The organism is Neolewinella agarilytica (assembly GCF_900110645.1).
GTDB lineage: Bacteria > Bacteroidota > Bacteroidia > Chitinophagales > Saprospiraceae > Neolewinella > Neolewinella agarilytica.
Map to the genome: position 1 here is coordinate 155,034 of NZ_FOFB01000001.1, position 18,658 is coordinate 173,691.

Here is an 18,658-nt window from a genome sequence, read left to right on the forward strand (position 1 = left end):
GTAGAGTGAAAGAAGGTAGGTTAATAAACCTTATTGAATTATCAGACGTCAAGATAGGCATTCCACGTTGGTCTACAAGTTTCAAAATCTCTCTTAACTTGTGAGCGCTCTACATACTGCATTTTTAAAAACTGCTTTCAGACAGATTGATTTGAACGACAAAGAAGCAACACCCCAAAACGTCATTTCTTACCGCCCCAGCCGATTATTTATCGTATTGGCCGGCTTTTTTGTCGCTAACGCCCTGGTGGCAGAATTGATTGGGGTAAAAATCTTTGCGCTGGAAGATACTTTAGGCATCGCACCCTGGAACTTCAACCTATTCGGTGAAAGCGGTGCCCTGCAGTTTTCTGCCGGAGTGCTGTTATGGCCGGTCGTTTTTGTCATGACCGACCTGCTCAACGAATACTACGGCCAGCGGGGTGTTCGGTTTTTAAGTTACCTGGCAGCGGGCCTGATCTCCTATGCCTTTGTGATGATTTATTTCGCCATTGAACTTGCCCCGGCTGATTGGTGGGTTGTACAGTCCGTTGACCGGAACATTGCTGACAGCCAGGCTGCTTTTGCCGTTACTTTCGGTCAGGGCTTATTCATCATTGTCGGCTCCCTGATGGCTTTCCTCCTGGCACAGCTGACGGACGTGCTTGTGTTTCAGCGAATCCGGCGGTCAACCGGCGAAAAATGGCTGTGGCTGCGGGCAACCGGCTCCACGATCGTCAGCCAGCTGGTGGACAGCTTTGTCGTGCTGCTGGTAGCCTTCAAGCTTGGCCCGGAGCTGTTTGGCGGCATCGCTGATCCCTGGCCATGGTCTCGTCTGCTGGCAGTGGCTACGGTGCAGTACACCTTCAAATTCATCATGGCGGTAGGGCTTACCCCGGTCATCTATGGAATGCATCATCTTATTGACCGGTATCTCGGCAAGGAGTTGGCAGATGAGATGAAAGCCTCAGCGGGAACCGCCTGAAACCTCAGCGACCAGCCAACGACAGCAAGTATCTTTGCCGCAATGAATCTGCCCAAAGAAATCGAACGTGCCCGCCAGGAGCACAAGGTCAACAAGAAATTTCTCAGCCGGGTGAAAGCCCGGCCGCCAAAAGACCTGGACCAGCAATTCCACCAACTGCATGATGAGGTCTTCACCGAGGTAGACTGCCTGCAGTGTGCCAACTGCTGTAAAACGACCAGTCCCATATTTAGGGACGTTGACATTGACCGCCTGAGCAAGCACCTTAGCGTAAGACCAGCAGATTTAGTCAATGAGTACTTACACCTCGATGAAGACGGTGACTACGTACTGAACAGTTCCCCCTGCCCCTTTTTGGGCCCGGACAACTATTGCTCGGTCTACGAGGCCAGGCCCAAAGCCTGCCGTGAATACCCCCACACAGACCGGAAAAACATGATCCAGATCTTGCCGCTTACGCTACGGAACACGCTTGTTTGCCCGGCCGTCAGTAAGGTCATGCGCAGGATGAGAGGGGCAGAATAGAACGTCTGGTCGACGTGAGCTCGTACGGAAGATGCATTATGCAAATCCGGTTAAAACCTCACCAATAAACCCTTATCAAGAATCATTCAAAATAAGTTCCAAAAACCTTGCACAGCACATTCGGCTGACGTTACCTTTGCACTATTAAGATTTATTACAGATAAAAATAACCCGCCGAATGAAGCTTTCTATTTACTCCTTTCTTGCTCTTTTTCTGGTTCTTGCTGCTACTGGCTGTGATGACGATGATATCATGACGCCGTCTTTCGTAGTACCCGACACTTACGCCTTTGAGCGGAATGGTACATCCACCGTTAGCTTTAGTGGCCAGACTGAACGCCTTGGTATGGCGCAGGAATTATCCGCAGCTCTTCTTGATTTTTCCAAGAGTGAAGAAGACCTCTTCAATATGTACCAAAACCCTGAAGGAGTAGATCCGTTTAGTGACCCTGCACTCAACGAGGCCACCAAATCCATCAGCTCTAAAGTTGCTGCCAGCCGTGACCTCTTCTTTACCAATGCAACCGCTGCCGCCGCCATTAAGGCAGACTTTGATGCCTGGATTAGCGGGCAGGTAAATGAAGTATTCCCCAACGAAAATGAACTGGCTGCACGTGGCCAGGCCGGACAGGTAGCTGATGGAGGTAGCGTTCGCTACGTCAATGAATGGGGTCTGGAATACAACCAGGCTTTCAGCAAAGCGCTCATCGGCGGATTAATGTACGATCAGGCCGTGAACAACTACCTGAGTACGGCCGTACTGGACGAAGGCACCAATCAGGACGACAACGACATGGGCATTACGGTAGAAGGCGAGTCTTACACCAACATGGAGCATAAATGGGACGAAGCTTTTGGCTACATCTTTGGCCTCTCCGCCAACCCCGCTCAACCGCTCGACGATCTTGGCGAAGCGGATAACTTCCTGAACAAATACCTCAGCCGGGTAGAGGATGACCCCGACTTTACGGGCATTGCTGCAAACCTCGAGTCTGACTTCCGTTTAGGACGCGCCGCCATTGTAGTGGGCGAATACGCAGAGCGTGACGCACGGGCCAATCGCATTAAAGAAATCCTGACCGACGTACTCGTTATCCGGTCCATCTACTACCTCAAACAAGCTGAAGCCCAACTGCGGGCAACACCACTTATGCCGCAGGCAGCTTTTCACGACCTGAGTGAGGCTTACGGTTTCGTGTATTCTCTTCGTTTCATTCGCCTGCAGGTGGATGGCCAGTTAGTGGATTACACCACCTTCTCGGACAACAGCCTCGCGGCTCTCCGTAACGCTGACGATAACGGCTTTTGGGGACTTGAGGCTGACGAACTAGCCACCCTTGCGGAAGATATTGCCTCCGTATTCTTCATCAACCTGGAAGCGGCTGCTAACTAAACCACTCTTCAGGGTTCATAGAAATACCTTCACGATGCGTATTACCTCTCTTGCTTTCCTTCTCTTGCTCTTTATTAGTGCCTGCACCACTAATAACGGGGATGATGACGGCCCGGAACCGGTAGCCTTTGATCGGCAGGCGATGCTGGCGAATTGGGCGGACAATTTGATCGCCCCCGCCTATGAAGCGCTTGAAGCTGCGCTAATCAGTCTTGATCTGGCCGCACAGGTTTATGAGGAAAACCCCAATTCGATCTCCAGGGCACAGCTGGAAAGCAGATTTGAGTCAGCCTACCTGAGTTGGCAACGTGCCAGCCCCTTCTCCCTTGGGAAAGCTGAAGAGATTCGTCTTCGCGGACAACTCAATACCTACCCCACTGACGTGTCGCTAATCGAAGAAAACCTTGCTAACCTAAATGGTATAAACCTGGAGTTACCATCCCAGGCGGCTGCTCAGGGTTTACCGGCACTGGACTACCTGCTTTTTAGCCTTTCAGAGGATGCACTGAATAACAGCCCTGCCTACCGCAGCTATCTGAAGCAACTCACCAGCCGTATGGTCAGCCTTACCCGGATCGTCCGGGATGACCTGGCCGTTAACCGTGATGCTTACATTCAAAACGACGGAAACAGTGCCACGGCCAGCATCGACCGGACGGTTAACGACTACATTTTCTACTTCGAGAAGTTCCTGCGGGCAGGCAAAGTGGGTATTCCCGCCGGTGTGTTCAGCGATGACCCGCTGGCCGACCGGGCAGAGAGCCTGTATGCGGGCCAGTCAAAAGCCCTGTTCTTAGCCGGACTCAACGGTAGCGAACAGTTCTTTAACAACGGCCTGAATGACTACCTCGACGCCCTTGGCGTAGAGCGGAGTGGCGAACTGCTGAGTCAACAGATCAATGATCAATTCGCTGCCATCAAAGCAGCTGCGAACTCATTAAACGACAACTTTTCCACCCAGGTGGAAAATGACAATACAGCCATGTTACAGCTTTACGACGAACTACAAAAGCAGGTGGTTTTTCTAAAAGTTGACATGCTGCAAGCACTAAGCATCAACGTGGATTACGTGGATGCTGACGGAGATTGAGTAGACAATATGAAAGACGGAAAGCCCCATTGAATGGTTTTAAAATGGCGATGCTATGAACGATAAATTACCGCCAGGTCAATCGGGGCTTTCGTCTGTCTTTCTCTCCGGTAATGACACCGTTTCCGCCGCACCACTGGCAACATTCCGGATTGGCTTTGGCCTCATGATGCTCCTTAGTGTCATCAGGTTTTGGTGGAATGGATGGATTGAAAAGCTCTACCTCGAGCCTGAATACTTTTTCAGTTACCGCTATTTTGAATGGGTAAAACCGCTGGGTGACTGGACCTACCTCCTCTTTGGCATCATTGCTCTTTCTGCCTTCCTGATGATGATCGGCTGGCGTTTCCGACTGGCCAGCATAGCGTTTTTCCTCAGTTTCACCTATGTGGAATTGATGGACAAGACGACCTACCTCAACCACTACTACTTCGTCAGTATCCTGGCCTTCACGCTAATCTGGTTGCCAGCGGCCAGTGCTTACTCCGCGGATACAGGTTGGCAAAAGGGACAAGGTGTCCCGGGCTGGACGATAACAGCGCTCAAAGTATTGGTCGGGGTTGTCTATTTCTACGCCGGCCTGGCGAAACTTAACTCCGACTGGCTGCTGCACGCCCAGCCGCTCGCCATCTGGTTACCGGCTAAATACAGCATCCCCCTATTGGGCGATCTCTTGCAGCAGCGATGGGTTCAATATGCTTTTTCCTGGTCGGGTGCCGCTTACGATTTACTGATACCCTTCCTGCTTTTGTGGCGACCAACGCGGATTTTTGCCTTTATCCTCGTCGTCGTTTTCCACCTTTTGACCCGGGTGCTGTTTCCGATCGGGATGTTTCCCTACGTGATGATCGTCAGCGCAACGATCTTTTTTGCACCGGCGGTACATGAGCGTTTCCTGGATTGGGTAAGCCTGACCGTCAGATCAATCTGGCCCGGTAGCCGTTCAACTACCGAGGAAAATATTTCGGCACTTCGGCAAGCTCAGCAGGGGGCGCAAACGCAGGTGCAAGGGAAGGTTAAAAAGCAGAGTGCCCTACCGCCTTACATCGTCGCAACGATCATTGTGCTTCACCTGCTACTGCCCTGGCGCTACCTCCTGCATTCCGGCGAGCTGTTCTGGACGGAAGAAGGCTATCGCTTCAGCTGGCGGGTTATGCTGATGGAAAAGGCCGGCTACACCAACTTCCGGCTCGTAGACCCCGACACGGGGAAAAGCCGGGTCATCAACCCGGGAGACTACCTCACGACCTTTCAGGAAAAACAGATGAGCACCCAGCCAGATTTCATCCTGGAATTTGCACATTTCCTCGCCAGAGAGAAAAAGAATGCTTCGGGTCGCCAACCAGAAGTGTACGTAGAGAGTTACGTTGCTCTTAACGGCAGGGGAAGTCAGGTCTACGTTCGCCCCGACCTTGACCTCACTACCATCACCTTTTCCACTCCGCGGACGGAGTGGCTGATGCCTTTTGAAGATTCGATTTATGGACTGTGATAATAAGTATGATAGTAGTGATAGTATGATAATAGGCACCAGGCTTCGCCTACTACCCTACTATCATTACTACCTGACTATCATACTAACCCTCCTCTGCACCTGCGTCAGCGCCCAGAATGTCCTGAAGCTCAGTTTAGTTAATCAGGAAAGTAAGGCCCCGCTGGCCGCGGTGGAGGTCTTCGCTGAAGAGACCGGTCAGGTGTATGAAAGTAACCGCAAGGGCACCCTCAGTATCAGCAGTGAGTCCCCTACCCTTACGCTGACTATTCTGGCCATTGGCTTCAACAGCCGGCAGGAAGTAGTCAGCCTGAATGCCCCCATCGTTGAACAAACAATTTTCCTGCGTCCGCTACAACAGGATCTGACGGCCGTCACCGTCATCGCCGAAACAGAAAAACGGGCCGCCATGACTCGCCTGAGAGCCGTGGAAGGGACGGCCATCTACGCCGGCAAAAAGACCGAAGTCGTCCGTCTCGAAGCCCTGACGGCCAACAAGGCGACTAACCTTGCCCGCCAGATTTACGGGCAGGTGTCCGGCCTGAACATTTACGAATCAGACGATGCCGGGCTGCAACTCAGCATCGGTGGACGAGGGCTCGACCCCAATCGATCGGCCAGTTTTAACACCCGACAGAACGGCTATGACATTAGTGCCGATGTGCTGGGCTATCCGGAAAGCTACTACAGCCCTCCGGCGGAAGCCCTGACGGAAGTGCAGGTCGTGCGCGGTGCGGCCAGTCTGCAATACGGCACGCAGTTTGGCGGACTGGTCAACTTCATCTTTCGCGAGCCGGACCCCAGAAAAAAGCTGTCTTTTACCAGCCGGCAGACGATCGGTTCTAACGCCCTGTTCACCAGTTTCAATTCCCTGAGCGGAACGGTGGGCAAAGTGGGCTATTACGGCTACTTCAATTACAAACGGGGAGATGGCTTCCGGCCTAACTCCGGTTTCAACAGCAGAAATGCCTACCTGCATCTGGATTACGAAGTGGCCGAAAACAGCCGCATCAGCCTGGAATACACCTACCTCGATTATCTGGCACAACAGGCTGGCGGCCTGACGGACGCACAGTTCTACACCGATCCGCGCCAAAGTAACCGGACGCGCAACTGGTTTGAAGTAGACTGGCAGCTCTTCAACCTTCGCTGGGAACACAGGCTCAGCGATCGCACCAACATTTCCCTGAATATCTTCGGTCTCGACGCCGCCCGCCGGGCGGTCGGTTTCCGAACCAACCGCGTCAGCCAGGTCGATGACCTCTCCGCTCCGCGCGACCTCATCGTGGGCGAATTCAATAACTGGGGAGCCGAAGGCCGGGTTTTACACCGCTACCAAATTGGTGAACGCAACGCCGTTTTCCTGCTCGGCGCGAAGTATTACAAAGCCGACAATACCGCTTTTCAGGGTCCTGGCACTAACGGCGCAGATGCCGATTTCTCCCTCGCCGGCCGCGAGTTTCCGAACTACCCCAATCAATCTTCGTTCATCTTCCCCAACCGGAACCTGGCTTTGTTCGGAGAGCATATATTCTACCTCAACGACAAGCTGAGTTTCACCCCTGGCGCCCGCTTTGAGTACATCCGGACGGAGAGTAGCGGCACCTTCCGAAGGATAGATTTTGACCTGGCGGGAAACCCGATCCGGGATGAAGAGCTGCCTGACAACCGGACCTTTGAGCGCAATATCTTCCTTTTGGGCCTTGGACTGAGTTACCGTTCATCTGAGCAACTGGAGTTCTTCGCCAACATCAGCCAGAATTACCGCTCGGTAACGTTCAATGACATCCGGACCGTCAATCCATCCTTCAGCGTAGACCCTGACATCAGAGACGAAAACGGGTATACGGCGGATGCTGGTCTGAGAGGGACCCTGGGCCAAGTCAGTTATACGGCCAATCTCTTCGGCCTTCGGTACAATGACCGCCTGGGCGAAGTGCTCATTCCCGAAGTAAGCATCAGGGCGGACGGAACGGAAGTCCGGACCGGTCGCATCATTCGCCAACGGGGAAACATCGGAGCAGCCTTTATTTACGGTCTGGAATCTCTGTTGGAGTGGAAAGCCCTGGATAACAAGACGGCCGGAGGGCGGCCCTACACTTTGTCCCTGTTTGCAAACACGAGCATTACCCGTTCGACTTACACCTCCTCCGAGATCGCCGGAGTGGAAGGTAATGAGGTAGAGTTCATCCCGCTGCTCAACCTGAAAACCGGCCTGCGTTTTGGCTACGGAAATTTACTGGGTTCCTTGCAGTACAGCTATCTCTCCGAGCAGTTTACTGACGCCAGTAACGCCCCGCAGGATCGGGCGGACAATCAGTCTGGTATCGTAGGCAGCATCCCCGCCTACGGTATCATGGATCTTTCCCTTTCCTACCGGTGGAAGAAGCTGAGCCTTGAAACGGGTATCACTAACCTGCTGGATGAGGTGTACTTCACCCGCCGCGCTACTGGCTATCCCGGGCCGGGGATTATCCCTTCTGCGCCACGGGCGCTTTATCTGACGGTGGGCGTAGCGCTTTAAGGTTAAAAGGCCCTGCAAGCAGAAAAAAGGCTGGCAGGCAAAAAAAGTAGCCAGCTCCTGATTTCTACCGAATGTAAATATCCGGAGTACCAGAAGCTGACCATCAACGACAATTAAATAATATAAGACGCTCTTTAGCGGACGATTAGCCGCTTTGTATCTGATTCACTACGGAGTAGGTAAATGCCTGCCGGGAGTTCGGAAACATTGAAGCTCACCTGATTATCTCCGGCGCGCAGGGCGTTAGCACTGGACAGCACCACCCGACCGGTAAGGTCTAATAGCTCAACCTTTGTAGCAGAAGTTACGGAGACCCAATCTGTTGCCGGGTTAGGGAATACCTCAAAGCCAGAGATCGTGTTGAAGCTGGTGGATACCACGGGAGAGAACATAAAGCTTCCGTCCAGATCTACCTGCTTGAGGCGGTAGTAAACATCTCCGGTAACAGCCTCCTCATCGAGGAAAGAATAAACCTGTGGCTCATTACTGTCTCCGGCACTGTACACCCGGTCAAGGGGCTGCCAATCTCCGTCGTTCCGGGCACGTTGTATCTCGAAGTAGTCGCTGCCGGTCTCCGTGGCGGTAGCCCAGTCAAGCTGAACTGCCTTACCTACGTTACGGGCAACAAAAGAGATGAACTCAACGGGAAGAAGGGATGAAGCATCAATTTGCTGGCTGGGGATACCGGGACCGTTGATCTCCAGGATAAGCTCTTCACAGAGTAAATCATCAACCGTGGCTGGTACGCCACAATCTGATTGAAAGGCATTTCCGGTAGTCGTTGCCTGACCCGTGCCACCTCCGTTTTCCAGGGGAAGGAACAGGTTACTCACGCCGCAACCAAGGTTACCCTGGAGGGTGTACAAGCCGCCGGAGGGAATATTTGTCCCAGTGAAGGAAATGTCATAATCAAAGACTATATCGTAGTTATAGCCATCCGGACAGGGGTTGTTTACCTGAACACCAACGGGGGTCAACAAAATACTCACGGTGTAGCCCTCACTAGAGACCACCTCAATGGGATTTTGTGCAACAAGCGTCGGAAGTCCACCCAGAAGAAACACTAAGAGGAGAGGTAAAATTCGCTTCATGGGAGAAAAATTGAGTTTGCGATTAAAAAATTACAATTCACTCTTTCCGACGCCCAACGCACCGATAAGTCACAAAATGACACCGTTTCCTAATTAAAACATACCGTTTACCAATTAAAACATCCCGGTCTTCACCATACTAAGTAGTAAGACCTTAACTGTCTCCGCTATTCATCTTTCTCAATTTCAGCTTCCGGATATGACGAAGGCGGAGAAGGCGTCGAATCTCCTCATAGACCAACCAGCAGCCACTGATTACCGAGAGGGTAATAATGGTATAGCCTTGTACAGAAACACATCCTCCATCCTGGCAAAGCCAGGTTCCTCCACTGGTTTTACGAACCATCCCCATGCCTGCGGAGAGGCCAACCAGGACGGTAAGTAAACCAAACCAATCAGAGGGTACCTTTCTCAACTTTCTGATCATAAGATGTCAATTTCTCCTAAACACGGAAGGAGAAAACCAAACATCTTATTTATTCGATGAGGCGTGCCTGGAATAAGACGACAGTCTCCATCAGGACTTCACCTCCACTACCTTAGTTGCCCCCATCATCTCATTACGCAACGCCGTCTGCCGGGCAACGTTTTTGGCAACCTTCATCCAGGCTTCGCGGATGAGGGTGTTCTCTTTGTCCAGGAAGGCGGGTTTACCATCGTCTCCGCCCTCACGGATAGATTGAACGATCGGGATCTGGCCCAAAAGCATGGAGTTGGATTTTTTTGCCAGTGACTTACCACCGTCCTTACCAAAGAGGTAATATTTGTTATCCGGCAACTCGGCGGGGGTAAACCAACTCATGTTCTCCACTACGCCGAGTACGGGCACCTGCACATCGGGGAGGAAAAACATATTCATGGCCTTGATGGCGTCGGAGAGGGCTACTTCCTGCGGTGTGGTAACCAAAACAGCTCCGGTAACGGAGACGGTTTGCACGAGGCTGAGTTGTACGTCTCCGGTACCAGGGGGAAGATCAACGATGAGGTAATCCAGCGGAGGCCAGACACATTCTTCGAGGAACTGCTTGATGATGCCGGAGAGCCTTGGTCCACGGAGAACAACTGCTTGTTCCGGCTCCACAACAAAGCCGGTACTCATGACGGGCATTCCGTAGGCGAAGAGAGGCTTGATCTTAGGCTTACCGTAGATTTTTTCCACCTTGGGCTTTTGCCCCTGCAGGCCAAGCATCGTTGGCGCGCTGGGGCCATAGACATCAGCGTCGAGCAGTCCGACGGCACCACCGAGCTCCTGCAGGGCAAGAGCGAGGTTTACGGAAACGGTACTCTTGCCTACCCCACCCTTACCGCTGGCCACCGCGATGATGTTCCGTACGTGCGGCAAGGGGTTGCCTTTCTTCGGTCCGCCCCCCTGGCCGGCAGCAGCCGTTGCGCCGGGGTTTTGCATGTGGACGTGGACATTTGCCTCGGGGTAAATGCCCATAATTGCCTCCTGGCAGGCGAAGTTGAGTTGCTGCTTATAATCCGCATCAAGCTTCGGAAGCTGAAGGGTAAAAGAAACGTTAGGTGCTTCTACTTTCAGGTGAAGCACCATATTAGCGGTAATGATATCCTGTCCGGTGTTGGGATCCTGAACGGTAGCCAGAGCCTTGACAATTTTCGACGTTTCCATAGGGGGCAAACATACGATGGAGCGGAGAGTTTTAGAAAGGCGCGAACGCAGGTGCAAAAATTGTTCTCTCCGGACTACGCCGCTGACTTCGTCAACTGCTTCGTCCGGAGCTAAAGATGTTTGATTCCCTTCGGGGCTGCTACGCGGTCCTCCGGGTTCTATTCAACTCGTTTATAAAAAACATGGCCATTATTCCTACCTTGCACCCGCGCTTGCGCCCCCCATTGAGCTTGCCGAAGTGTCTACGAATGTTTTGCCCCAAAGAATGACAACCCACTATCAGCTTTCTGATCTTCCCCGTTTCCGTCGTGCCGTTGTCACGATTGGTAGCTTTGATGGGGTTCACCGTGGCCATCAGTCACTCTTAGCGCGCATCCGACGGCTGGCAGAGCGCCGTGGCGGAGAAAGTGTGATGATCACCTTTGACCCTCATCCGCGCTCCGTTCTACGCCCGGAAGATGATAGCCTGCGGCTACTGACCACCACCCCGGAGAAAATCGCCTGCTGCGAAGAAGCCGGCATCGACCATCTGGTTGTTGTGCCCTTCAACATAGAATTCAGCCAGCAAACACCGGAAGAATACATCGAAAATTTTCTCGTTCGCCACTTTCATCCGGATCGTATCGTAATCGGCTACGATCATCGATTCGGTAAAGACCGCATGGGAGATGTTGCCTATCTGGACCATCTAGGGCAGGAACACGGGTATGAAGTCATTGAGATTGACGCCCAGGAAGTGAACGACATCACCGTAAGCTCCACCAAGATCCGTAAAGCCTTACTGGCAGGTGAGGTAAGTGTTGCGGCGGAGCTACTTGGCCGACCGTACGAGCTTACCGGCCGCGTCATCGAGGGGCAGAAAATCGGTCGGACCATCGGCTTCCCTACCGCTAATCTGGAGCCCTTTCACCGGCTGAAGCTCATTCCTGCCAATGGGATATACGCCGTTCACGCCCGTTGGAAAAACCAGGTACTGGGCGGCATGCTTTACATCGGCGATCGTCCCAGTCTGAACGACGGCCGGGGCATCACGGTAGAGCTCAACCTCTTCGACTTCAACGAGGACATCTACGGAGACACCATCACGGTCACTTTCCATGATCACCTGCGTGGGGATATGGAACTCAGCAGCCTGGACGAGCTTAAGGCGCAATTGTCTCTCGATGAAGCCGCCGCCAAAGCTGCCCTGGCAGTCCCCCAAAAAAAAGAAAAAGATAAAGAGATTTACGCTCCGGATACCGCAGTAGTCATCCTGAATTACAACGGACGTAATTACCTGGAAAAATACCTGCCCGGCGTAGTAGAAAGCCTCCCGCCCCATGCCCGGGCCATCGTGGCTGACAACCTGAGTACGGACGATTCCATCGCCTGGCTGCGGGAACACTATCCGGAGGTTGAATGCATTGAACTCCCCGAAAACTATGGCTTCGCCAACGGCTACAACATGGCCATGATGCAAGTGAAGGCAGAGGTCTACGTTTTGCTTAACAGCGATGTCCGGGTGTCTCCGAACTGGCTCGAGGTCATCTTGCCCCTCTTCAAAAAGGAGGACATCGGAGCCGTCCAGCCCAAGATTTTGTCTGAGGCCAATCCTGAGGTCTTCGAGTACGCCGGCGCTGCCGGCGGGTACATTGACTATCTGGGCTACCCTTTCTGCCGGGGGCGTATTTTCCACCATACAGAACGGGATGAGGGGCAGTACGACGGGCGAAAAGAAATATTCTGGGCTTCCGGAGCGGCCTTCTTTTGCCGGGCCGACCTTTTTCATGCCCTTGGCGGCTTTGAGCCCGAGTACTTTGCCCACGCCGAAGAAATTGATCTTTGCTGGCGCATGAAACGCGCCGGATACCGCATTCTTGCCGAACCAGCCTCAGTGGTCTATCACGTTGGCGGCGGCACGCTCAACTACAACACTCCCCGGAAAACGTACCTCAACTTCCGGAATACCCTGACGACAAGCTTTAAGAACGAGCCCATAGCTCGCCTGATCTGGTGGCTGCCGGTGCGGTTAGTCCTTGATGGACTGGCCGGCTTACTCTTTTTAAGCCAGGGCAATGTGGCCCATATCACCTCCATCCTCAAGGCGCACCTGCACTTTTACGGTCACCTGGGGCTGTGGATCGGCCGGCGCAAAGAGCGCCGGGAACAACTCGAAGCCGCCCGCATCGGAAAAGACCGGACGGCCATCGGGCGGGTGGCCGATAGTGTCATTCTGCACTACTACTTACTGGGCCACCGCCGATTTGCGGAGATAGTGAATAAGCAGGTCCCGACTGAGGTGCAGGAAGTAGTTAAGTAAGCAGTATCCGCACCCGGGTACCCACAAATTCTGCTCCGGGAAAAGCATCTTCCACCTGGATGCGAAAGTTCTTTCCGTAATGCAGATTAATGAGCTCCAGCCGTTGTTGACTCGTGGCAATTCCCGTACTACCATGCTTTCGTTGGTTCTCCGTCTTTAGTTCGGCAGATTTTTCACGGCCAATGCCGTTGTCGGTAATGACGATAGCACGGTCGCTGTTGCTCTGGCCTTCAAAGGACAGGCGAAGTCGTCCGCCATCAGGGCGGTAGCGGAGGCCGTGCCAAATGGCATTTTCCACGAAAGGCTGCAGAATCATGGGGGGCAGCTGTACTTCTTCCAATGCTGGCGGTAAGGTATCAACATCGGGTAGCTCATAGTCGAACTTACCCCCGAAGCGCTCTTTTTCCAGTTCCAGATAAAGGCCAAGTTGCTCGAGCTCTTCGCTTAAGGGAACAAAATCCTTCCCCGACTGATCCATCACGTTACGCATCAGCTTGGCAAAGCGACCGAGGTAGCGGTTCGCTGAGCGCTCATCCTGCCGTGCGATGTAATTATTGATGCTGTTCAGGCTATTGAAGATGAAGTGGGGATTCATCCTGGTTTGCAGGTTGCGCAGCAATAACTCCTGGTTCGCCCGGCGGCGCTTACGGACGTTCCGCCAGATGAGTAAGACCGATAGCAACGCGCCCAGCAGCAAGGCCGCCAGCAGGTAGATAAGCCAGCGCTGCAGGCTAACCTGTTGGCTGAGGAGCCGGCCTTCTGTTTCCGCACTCCGGAGGTCCTTCAGACCCAGGTCAACCTGTTGTTGTTCACGTAAAACGGCCACCCGCTGATCGAGTTCTTCCCGTTTTTCGGCGAGCAGGCGGTTATTAGCTTCTGTATAATCACGGTAGACTTCTGCCGCCCGCCTGGCCTGATTTCGGTCCAGGTAAAAATCCGCGCCCTCCGCGTAGATTTTGGTTGAAATTTCAGTCGGCGTTTCTGCATCAATGCGCTCAATGGCTTCGGCCAACTTAGTCTCCGCCAACTTGCTTTCTCCTTTTTCCCGTAAGGACCTGAAACGCTCAAAATTATCCGTCAGCACCAGAGGAGCGGGAGCCGAAGGCAACAGCTCAATAACCGGCTCGGTCACTCCTGCTGACTCTTTGGTTACCGCTTTTCGGAAGTTAACGTTGGCCGTAACCAATTCTTCGGACTCAGCCTCGGGCAAGGTCGTGTTTCTGGGCACCTGCTTAATGGCTTCGTTCAAGGATGCAGCAGAGTTAATAATGTCGTTTTGCTGCAGATAGACATTAGAGCGCTTGGCATTTACCCGTAGCTGCAGCAGGCTATCGGCCGGCTGAGCGATTTGGACCTGCTCGTAATAATTCTGGCTTTGCGCGTAGTTACTTGCAAGAGCTTCCAGGTCGGCCAGGCCTTCACGGCAAGCGATGTTTTGGGCGCTCCCCGCAGGTGCAAGGTCAAGGCAAGCCGTAAACATGGCCCGTGCCTGGGAGGTATTGTTCTGCGCCAGATACACCCTTCCCCGCTTCAGGGAAAGTTGGGCAGCAGTGAGCTTATCACTGGGGTTCACCACTTCCAGCGCCCGTTCGTAACGGCCAAGCGCCAGTTCGGGCTGCTCGATGTCTGCATAAATGTCTCCCAGCAGGATGAAAGCCTCCGTAAGGTCTTTAGTGGCGGGCTTAGACTGGATCAGGTCACTGAGTGTCCGGATGGCCGCAGCAGGGTCAGTTTCCCGCAGGGCGGCAGCCCGCTCAATGGCCGATGGAGCCATCTCCTGCTTGCTCCGCTTCTTGCTCACAGATTGCCCGTTAACACCTGGGAAGGTGAATAGCGCAAAGAGGAGCAAGAGGAGGAGTTTTGGCATGGTGAGTGAAGGTAAGGATTTTGGGATTTTAGTTTGCTTTACTTCTTTATTTGGTCGAACCTGGAGGCCCTTCGCCCAACCTGGTTTGAGGACCCCCAGGTCCGATCGCGAACGGGGCCGAAGGCTCCCGGAGCGGGTTAGCGCGGCAGCCTACAGACGACCAGGCCACAAGCCTACTTCGCCGTTCCCAACGGCAGCGGCACCACCTTCCCCTCCGGCGTAAGGTAGAAGTAGGTATGCTCCGTCACCGTTTTAATCTCTGGTTCAGGAGCCGGAACGGGCTTTTTCTCCTCCGGCAGGATGAACTTCACCTTCATGCTGTAAGTGAATTGCGCCGTGGGTGCCAGCACGTCAGGGTTCAGTACCAGGTCATAGTCATTGAACGGGATGGCATTGTAAAACCGGAGGGTTGGTTTATTTACCTGACTGACGTTGGCTCCCTCCCGATCCTCTTTACTCAGCTTCTGGGAAGCATGCGCAGAATAACTCTCGTAGCGATCCTTTGGGTACACCACCCAGGCAGATTCCGCTACGGAGAGCTTGGAGCTGTCCAGAGCAATACCGTTATCGGAATACATGGCCTTGAGTTCTTCGAGGTACTCGAAGGTGAGCTTTCGCAACTCCGTATAGACCTCCTGAGGCTTTTCAACGATTTCGTCTACTTTGATGATGTCATAGATACCCGCATTGGTGGCGGCAGTCATGATGTCGTCCAGCATACCAGCTTCGTGGTAACGGATGTGGAGGTTCTTCTGCAACTGAAAGCCGGTAGGCTTCTCGGTCAGCGTTTTCTTGGAGAAGATTTTGTTCTCCTCGCTGAAAGCATAGGTGGGCAGGAAGTTTACCATGTCGATATAGATATCCTCTTCCTTTACGCCGATGGCGGTTAGCCCATCTGTCATATCGGTGATTCTCTCGTTGATGGAAGAGTTAACGTCCTTAACCGTCTCCCCCGCCTGGAAAACACTGAAGATTGCGACGAAAGCGCTGGCCCTTTGATTAGACAGCGCGTTAATCGTGAACTCCATCTCACGGGTATTCGGGGCGAAGGCCGCCGTTCGGGGAACAGCCCTGAACTGTGGCCGGTAGTTGATGGCATTCGTTGGTTGCTGGGTGTTGTAATTGCCCATTACCTGAGCGGTAGCTGACGGGCTTAAGAAGAGCAGACAAATGGATAACAGCGTTAAATTTTTAAAGATGTTTTTCATATTGGGAAATTTATGGATGAGTAATTTTGCCAACACCCTGTCGCATTATTTATCCTTCATTCCGGGTGTCTGGCAAAGACAAAATTATGGTCCGGAACCCTGGCTCTACCTTGCCAGGAGCTGGTAAAAGGGTGCATTATGGGCACTTCCCGTAGTCAGCGGTCCCGTTCACAAAGTCAGTGGCTGCTTTGCCAAATTGCGGATAACTGTCCGCAGTATTCCGCCCCAACTTTGTTGTGTAATCGAGCCGGAACGAGCATCCATTGCCTGAAACCGAATCTCCGGCTTATCCATTTAACCCAACCCTCCCCTAGCATGAAAATCCCCACTACTTTCGCCTGGCTCTCAGCAGCTGTTCTGACGGCCATCGGTTGTTTGTTTCTCGCTGGCAACCTTCTTTACGGTAATACGAGCCTGCCCCCGACTCCCCCTGCTCCTGTCAGCTACCCTGCACCTGCGACCGCGCCGCCTTCCGTCTCCACCCGATCCGGTAAAAATCTGATTCAGATCGCCTTCCTGCTGGACACCAGCAGCTCAATGGATGGATTGATCGACCAGGCCAAAAGCCGTCTCTGGAACATCCTTAACGAAATCCTCAAAGCCCAAAAAGACGGCGAAGCACCGGACATAGAAGTAGCTCTTTACCAATATGGCAACAGTGGTTTGCTACCCGAAAAAGGGTACATCGAGCAGGTTGTCCCGCTCACTACGGACGTGGATCTGTTTAGCGATAAGCTCTTCGGTCTTAAGACCGGCGGAGGCGACGAATTCTGTGGCCACGTCATCCTTCGCTCCACTGACGACCTGACCTGGGACGCTAACGACGGCACCATCAAGCTCATTTATATTGCTGGCAACGAGCCCTTCACCCAGGGCGAAGTGAAGCCCGAAGACGCCCTGCGCAAAGCCCGTGGGAAAGACATCATCGTGAATACCATTCTCTGCGGCAACCCCAACGGAAGTGACGGCCCCAGCTGGCGTAGCGGTGCCAAAAACGGTGATGGAGACTTCTTCTTCATCAATCAGGATGAGCGGGTAACTTACATCGCATCTCCTTATGATGATGCGATCGAAAAGTGCAACCTCCGGCTCAACCGCACCTACATTGCCTATGGTGCGCAGGGCGCTACCTTCCAGGCGAATCAGATGCGGCAGGATGTAAACGCCGGCTCGTACAGCAAAGCCAATCTGAGCTCCAGGGCCAGGTTCAAGGCCAGCAAAAAATACAAGAATACTGCATGGGACGTAGTGGATGCCGCCGAAGAAAACGAAGAGGTCGTGCTAAGTCAAAAAGAAACCATGCCGGACAGTTTATCCCGTTTATCCGACGAAGCGCTTAAAGTAAAGATCAAGCAAATGAGCGAGGAACGAAAAGCGCTGCAAGCAGAAATTCTCGCCCTTACCGCTAAGCGCGACGCCTATGTTGCCGAAGCCCGTAAAAAAGCAAGTGGCAATGAGGTAAATACCCTGGGAGAGAAACTTAAGCTCAGCGTTCGTAAGCGACTGTTAGCCAGAGAGTATGAGATTGTTGAATAGTAATTTAAACAGTCCATGTATTCAGGCGGAGTATCACGGGTTAATTCCTGTGATACTCCGTTCACTTTTTAACTTTAAAGTCCCTACTGCTAGCCACCTTTTCCGTTGGAAAATCAGAAGGTATCTCACGAGTCACTTTACCGGTGGCAGTCCATTCTACACCGCGCAAAAAACTTTCAATGAAGCCTACGCCTTCCATGGATACATCCGAATGCCCGAGCGTGGAATGAAAAATCCGCCCTTTACCGTAGGTCACCGTCATCAACACGGGTTCATGACGGTCAGTGGGTGGTTTGTCTGAGTGATCTTTGCCGGTGGCCAGAACCGTTAGGTTCTTAGCCGGGCCACGAAGTTGGGCATAACATTCGTCTACTGTTGTCAGCCACACCGCAGGCATCCCCCGGGTGATGGGGTGGTTAGGCTCACGAACCGTTACCGGGAATTCATGCCTGGGGCCATGGCTGCCCGCTTTACCGTTCGATTCATCACGGATGAGTTCTCCCTCATTGCTGTAATACACATACGGACCATCCTTTTCAGTACGACCTCCCCAGCCCCCCAGGCCAATCATTTCATTGTAGGCTTTCCAGTCAGGAAATGAGTTGTCAGCGGCATGGATGGAGACAAAACCACCTCCTTGTTTCACAAACTCTTCAAAAGCCCGTTGAGTAGCTGCCGGCCAGGCAGCTGCCTTCCAGCCAAAGTTGGAAATAACAACATCGTATTTCTTAAAGTCGGGTGCAAAATCCGGGTCCGTTTGGGGTTGCTCTTTATCTTGTGTAAGACCCACGCCGGCCAACGGAAGATAGTCTGACTGCTTGCCCCCCTTCCAGGTGAACTGGCTACGATTGACCGCAACCTTAAAACCTTTCGCTTCCTCCAGGTACTGCTTCATCATGACGGTTGACTTTGGCCAAACATCATGATTATTCTGTCCGTCAATGATCAGGACTTTTACGGGAGAACAAGAAGAGAGAAGGCAAGTAAATGCCAGTAAAAGGTAAAAGAATGTAGCGTTCATAACTGATATTTTAGCGGC

The 18,658-nt window shown here is 52.8% G+C and carries 14 protein-coding genes; 8 read left to right on the top strand and 6 right to left on the bottom strand.

Annotated features, from left to right (window positions below):
* Positions 1-151 precede the first annotated feature (151 nt).
* From BM123_RS00560 to BM123_RS00585, 6 genes are all read left to right on the top strand, one after another.
* Entirely contained in the window at positions 152-964 is an 813-nt protein-coding gene (locus BM123_RS00560) for a queuosine precursor transporter (RefSeq protein WP_245748367.1), read from the top strand.
* Between the two features lie 42 nt (positions 965-1,006).
* Complete coding sequence (locus BM123_RS00565) at positions 1,007-1,489, top strand: YkgJ family cysteine cluster protein (RefSeq protein WP_090164859.1); 483 nt, start codon at positions 1,007-1,009, stop codon at positions 1,487-1,489.
* 178 nt (positions 1,490-1,667) lie between these two features.
* Positions 1,668-2,882 (top strand): DUF4856 domain-containing protein, encoded by a 1,215-nt coding sequence (locus tag BM123_RS00570; RefSeq protein ID WP_090164860.1) that lies wholly within the window; start codon positions 1,668-1,670, stop codon positions 2,880-2,882.
* A 34-nt stretch (positions 2,883-2,916) separates the two neighbouring features.
* Entirely contained in the window at positions 2,917-3,972 is a 1,056-nt protein-coding gene (locus BM123_RS00575) for an imelysin family protein (protein ID WP_090164861.1), read from the top strand.
* A 55-nt stretch (positions 3,973-4,027) separates the two neighbouring features.
* Positions 4,028-5,464 (top strand): HTTM domain-containing protein, encoded by a 1,437-nt coding sequence (locus BM123_RS00580; RefSeq protein ID WP_090164862.1) that lies wholly within the window; start codon positions 4,028-4,030, stop codon positions 5,462-5,464.
* 25 nt (positions 5,465-5,489) lie between these two features.
* On the top strand, positions 5,490-7,988 hold the full coding sequence (locus BM123_RS00585) for a TonB-dependent receptor family protein (protein WP_090165180.1): 2,499 nt from the start codon (positions 5,490-5,492) through the stop codon (positions 7,986-7,988).
* Positions 7,989-8,122: 134 nt separating this feature from the next.
* Here the strand turns inward: BM123_RS00585 and BM123_RS00590 are convergent, their stop codons facing one another.
* The 3 genes from BM123_RS00590 to BM123_RS00600 all read right to left on the bottom strand — a co-directional run bounded on the left by BM123_RS00590 (position 8,123) and on the right by BM123_RS00600 (position 10,709).
* Positions 8,123-9,079, bottom strand: coding sequence for a T9SS type A sorting domain-containing protein (locus tag BM123_RS00590; protein WP_090164863.1), 957 nt, complete (start codon positions 9,077-9,079; stop codon positions 8,123-8,125).
* Positions 9,080-9,233: 154 nt separating this feature from the next.
* Entirely contained in the window at positions 9,234-9,506 is a 273-nt protein-coding gene (locus BM123_RS00595; protein WP_090164864.1) for a hypothetical protein, read from the bottom strand.
* Positions 9,507-9,596: 90 nt separating this feature from the next.
* Positions 9,597-10,709 carry an Mrp/NBP35 family ATP-binding protein gene (locus BM123_RS00600; protein WP_090164865.1) on the bottom strand — a complete coding sequence of 371 codons (1,113 nt, stop codon included), beginning with the start codon at positions 10,707-10,709 and terminating at the stop codon, positions 9,597-9,599.
* A 265-nt stretch (positions 10,710-10,974) separates the two neighbouring features.
* On the opposite strand from BM123_RS00600, the gene BM123_RS00605 reads away from it, so the two are divergent.
* The gene (locus BM123_RS00605) at positions 10,975-13,008 is read left to right on the top strand and encodes a bifunctional riboflavin kinase/FAD synthetase (RefSeq protein ID WP_090164866.1); all 2,034 of its coding nucleotides are present in this window, start codon (positions 10,975-10,977) and stop codon (positions 13,006-13,008) included.
* Here the strand turns inward: BM123_RS00605 and BM123_RS00610 are convergent.
* Complete coding sequence (locus BM123_RS00610; RefSeq protein ID WP_090164867.1) at positions 13,001-14,875, bottom strand: tetratricopeptide repeat-containing sensor histidine kinase; 1,875 nt, start codon at positions 14,873-14,875, stop codon at positions 13,001-13,003. The genes BM123_RS00605 and BM123_RS00610 overlap by 8 nt on opposite strands.
* Before the next feature lie 173 nt (positions 14,876-15,048).
* Positions 15,049-16,083, bottom strand: a complete 1,035-nt coding sequence (locus BM123_RS00615; RefSeq protein ID WP_245748368.1) for an SIMPL domain-containing protein — start codon at positions 16,081-16,083, stop codon at positions 15,049-15,051.
* A gap of 315 nt (positions 16,084-16,398) precedes the next feature.
* On the opposite strand from BM123_RS00615, the gene BM123_RS00620 reads away from it, so the two are divergent.
* Positions 16,399-17,619, top strand: a complete 1,221-nt coding sequence (locus tag BM123_RS00620; RefSeq protein WP_090164868.1) for a VWA domain-containing protein — start codon at positions 16,399-16,401, stop codon at positions 17,617-17,619.
* 61 nt (positions 17,620-17,680) lie between these two features.
* On the opposite strand, the gene BM123_RS00625 is transcribed toward BM123_RS00620, so the two are convergent.
* On the bottom strand, positions 17,681-18,640 hold the full coding sequence (locus BM123_RS00625) for a ThuA domain-containing protein (protein WP_090164869.1): 960 nt from the start codon (positions 18,638-18,640) through the stop codon (positions 17,681-17,683).
* Positions 18,641-18,658 lie beyond the last annotated feature (18 nt).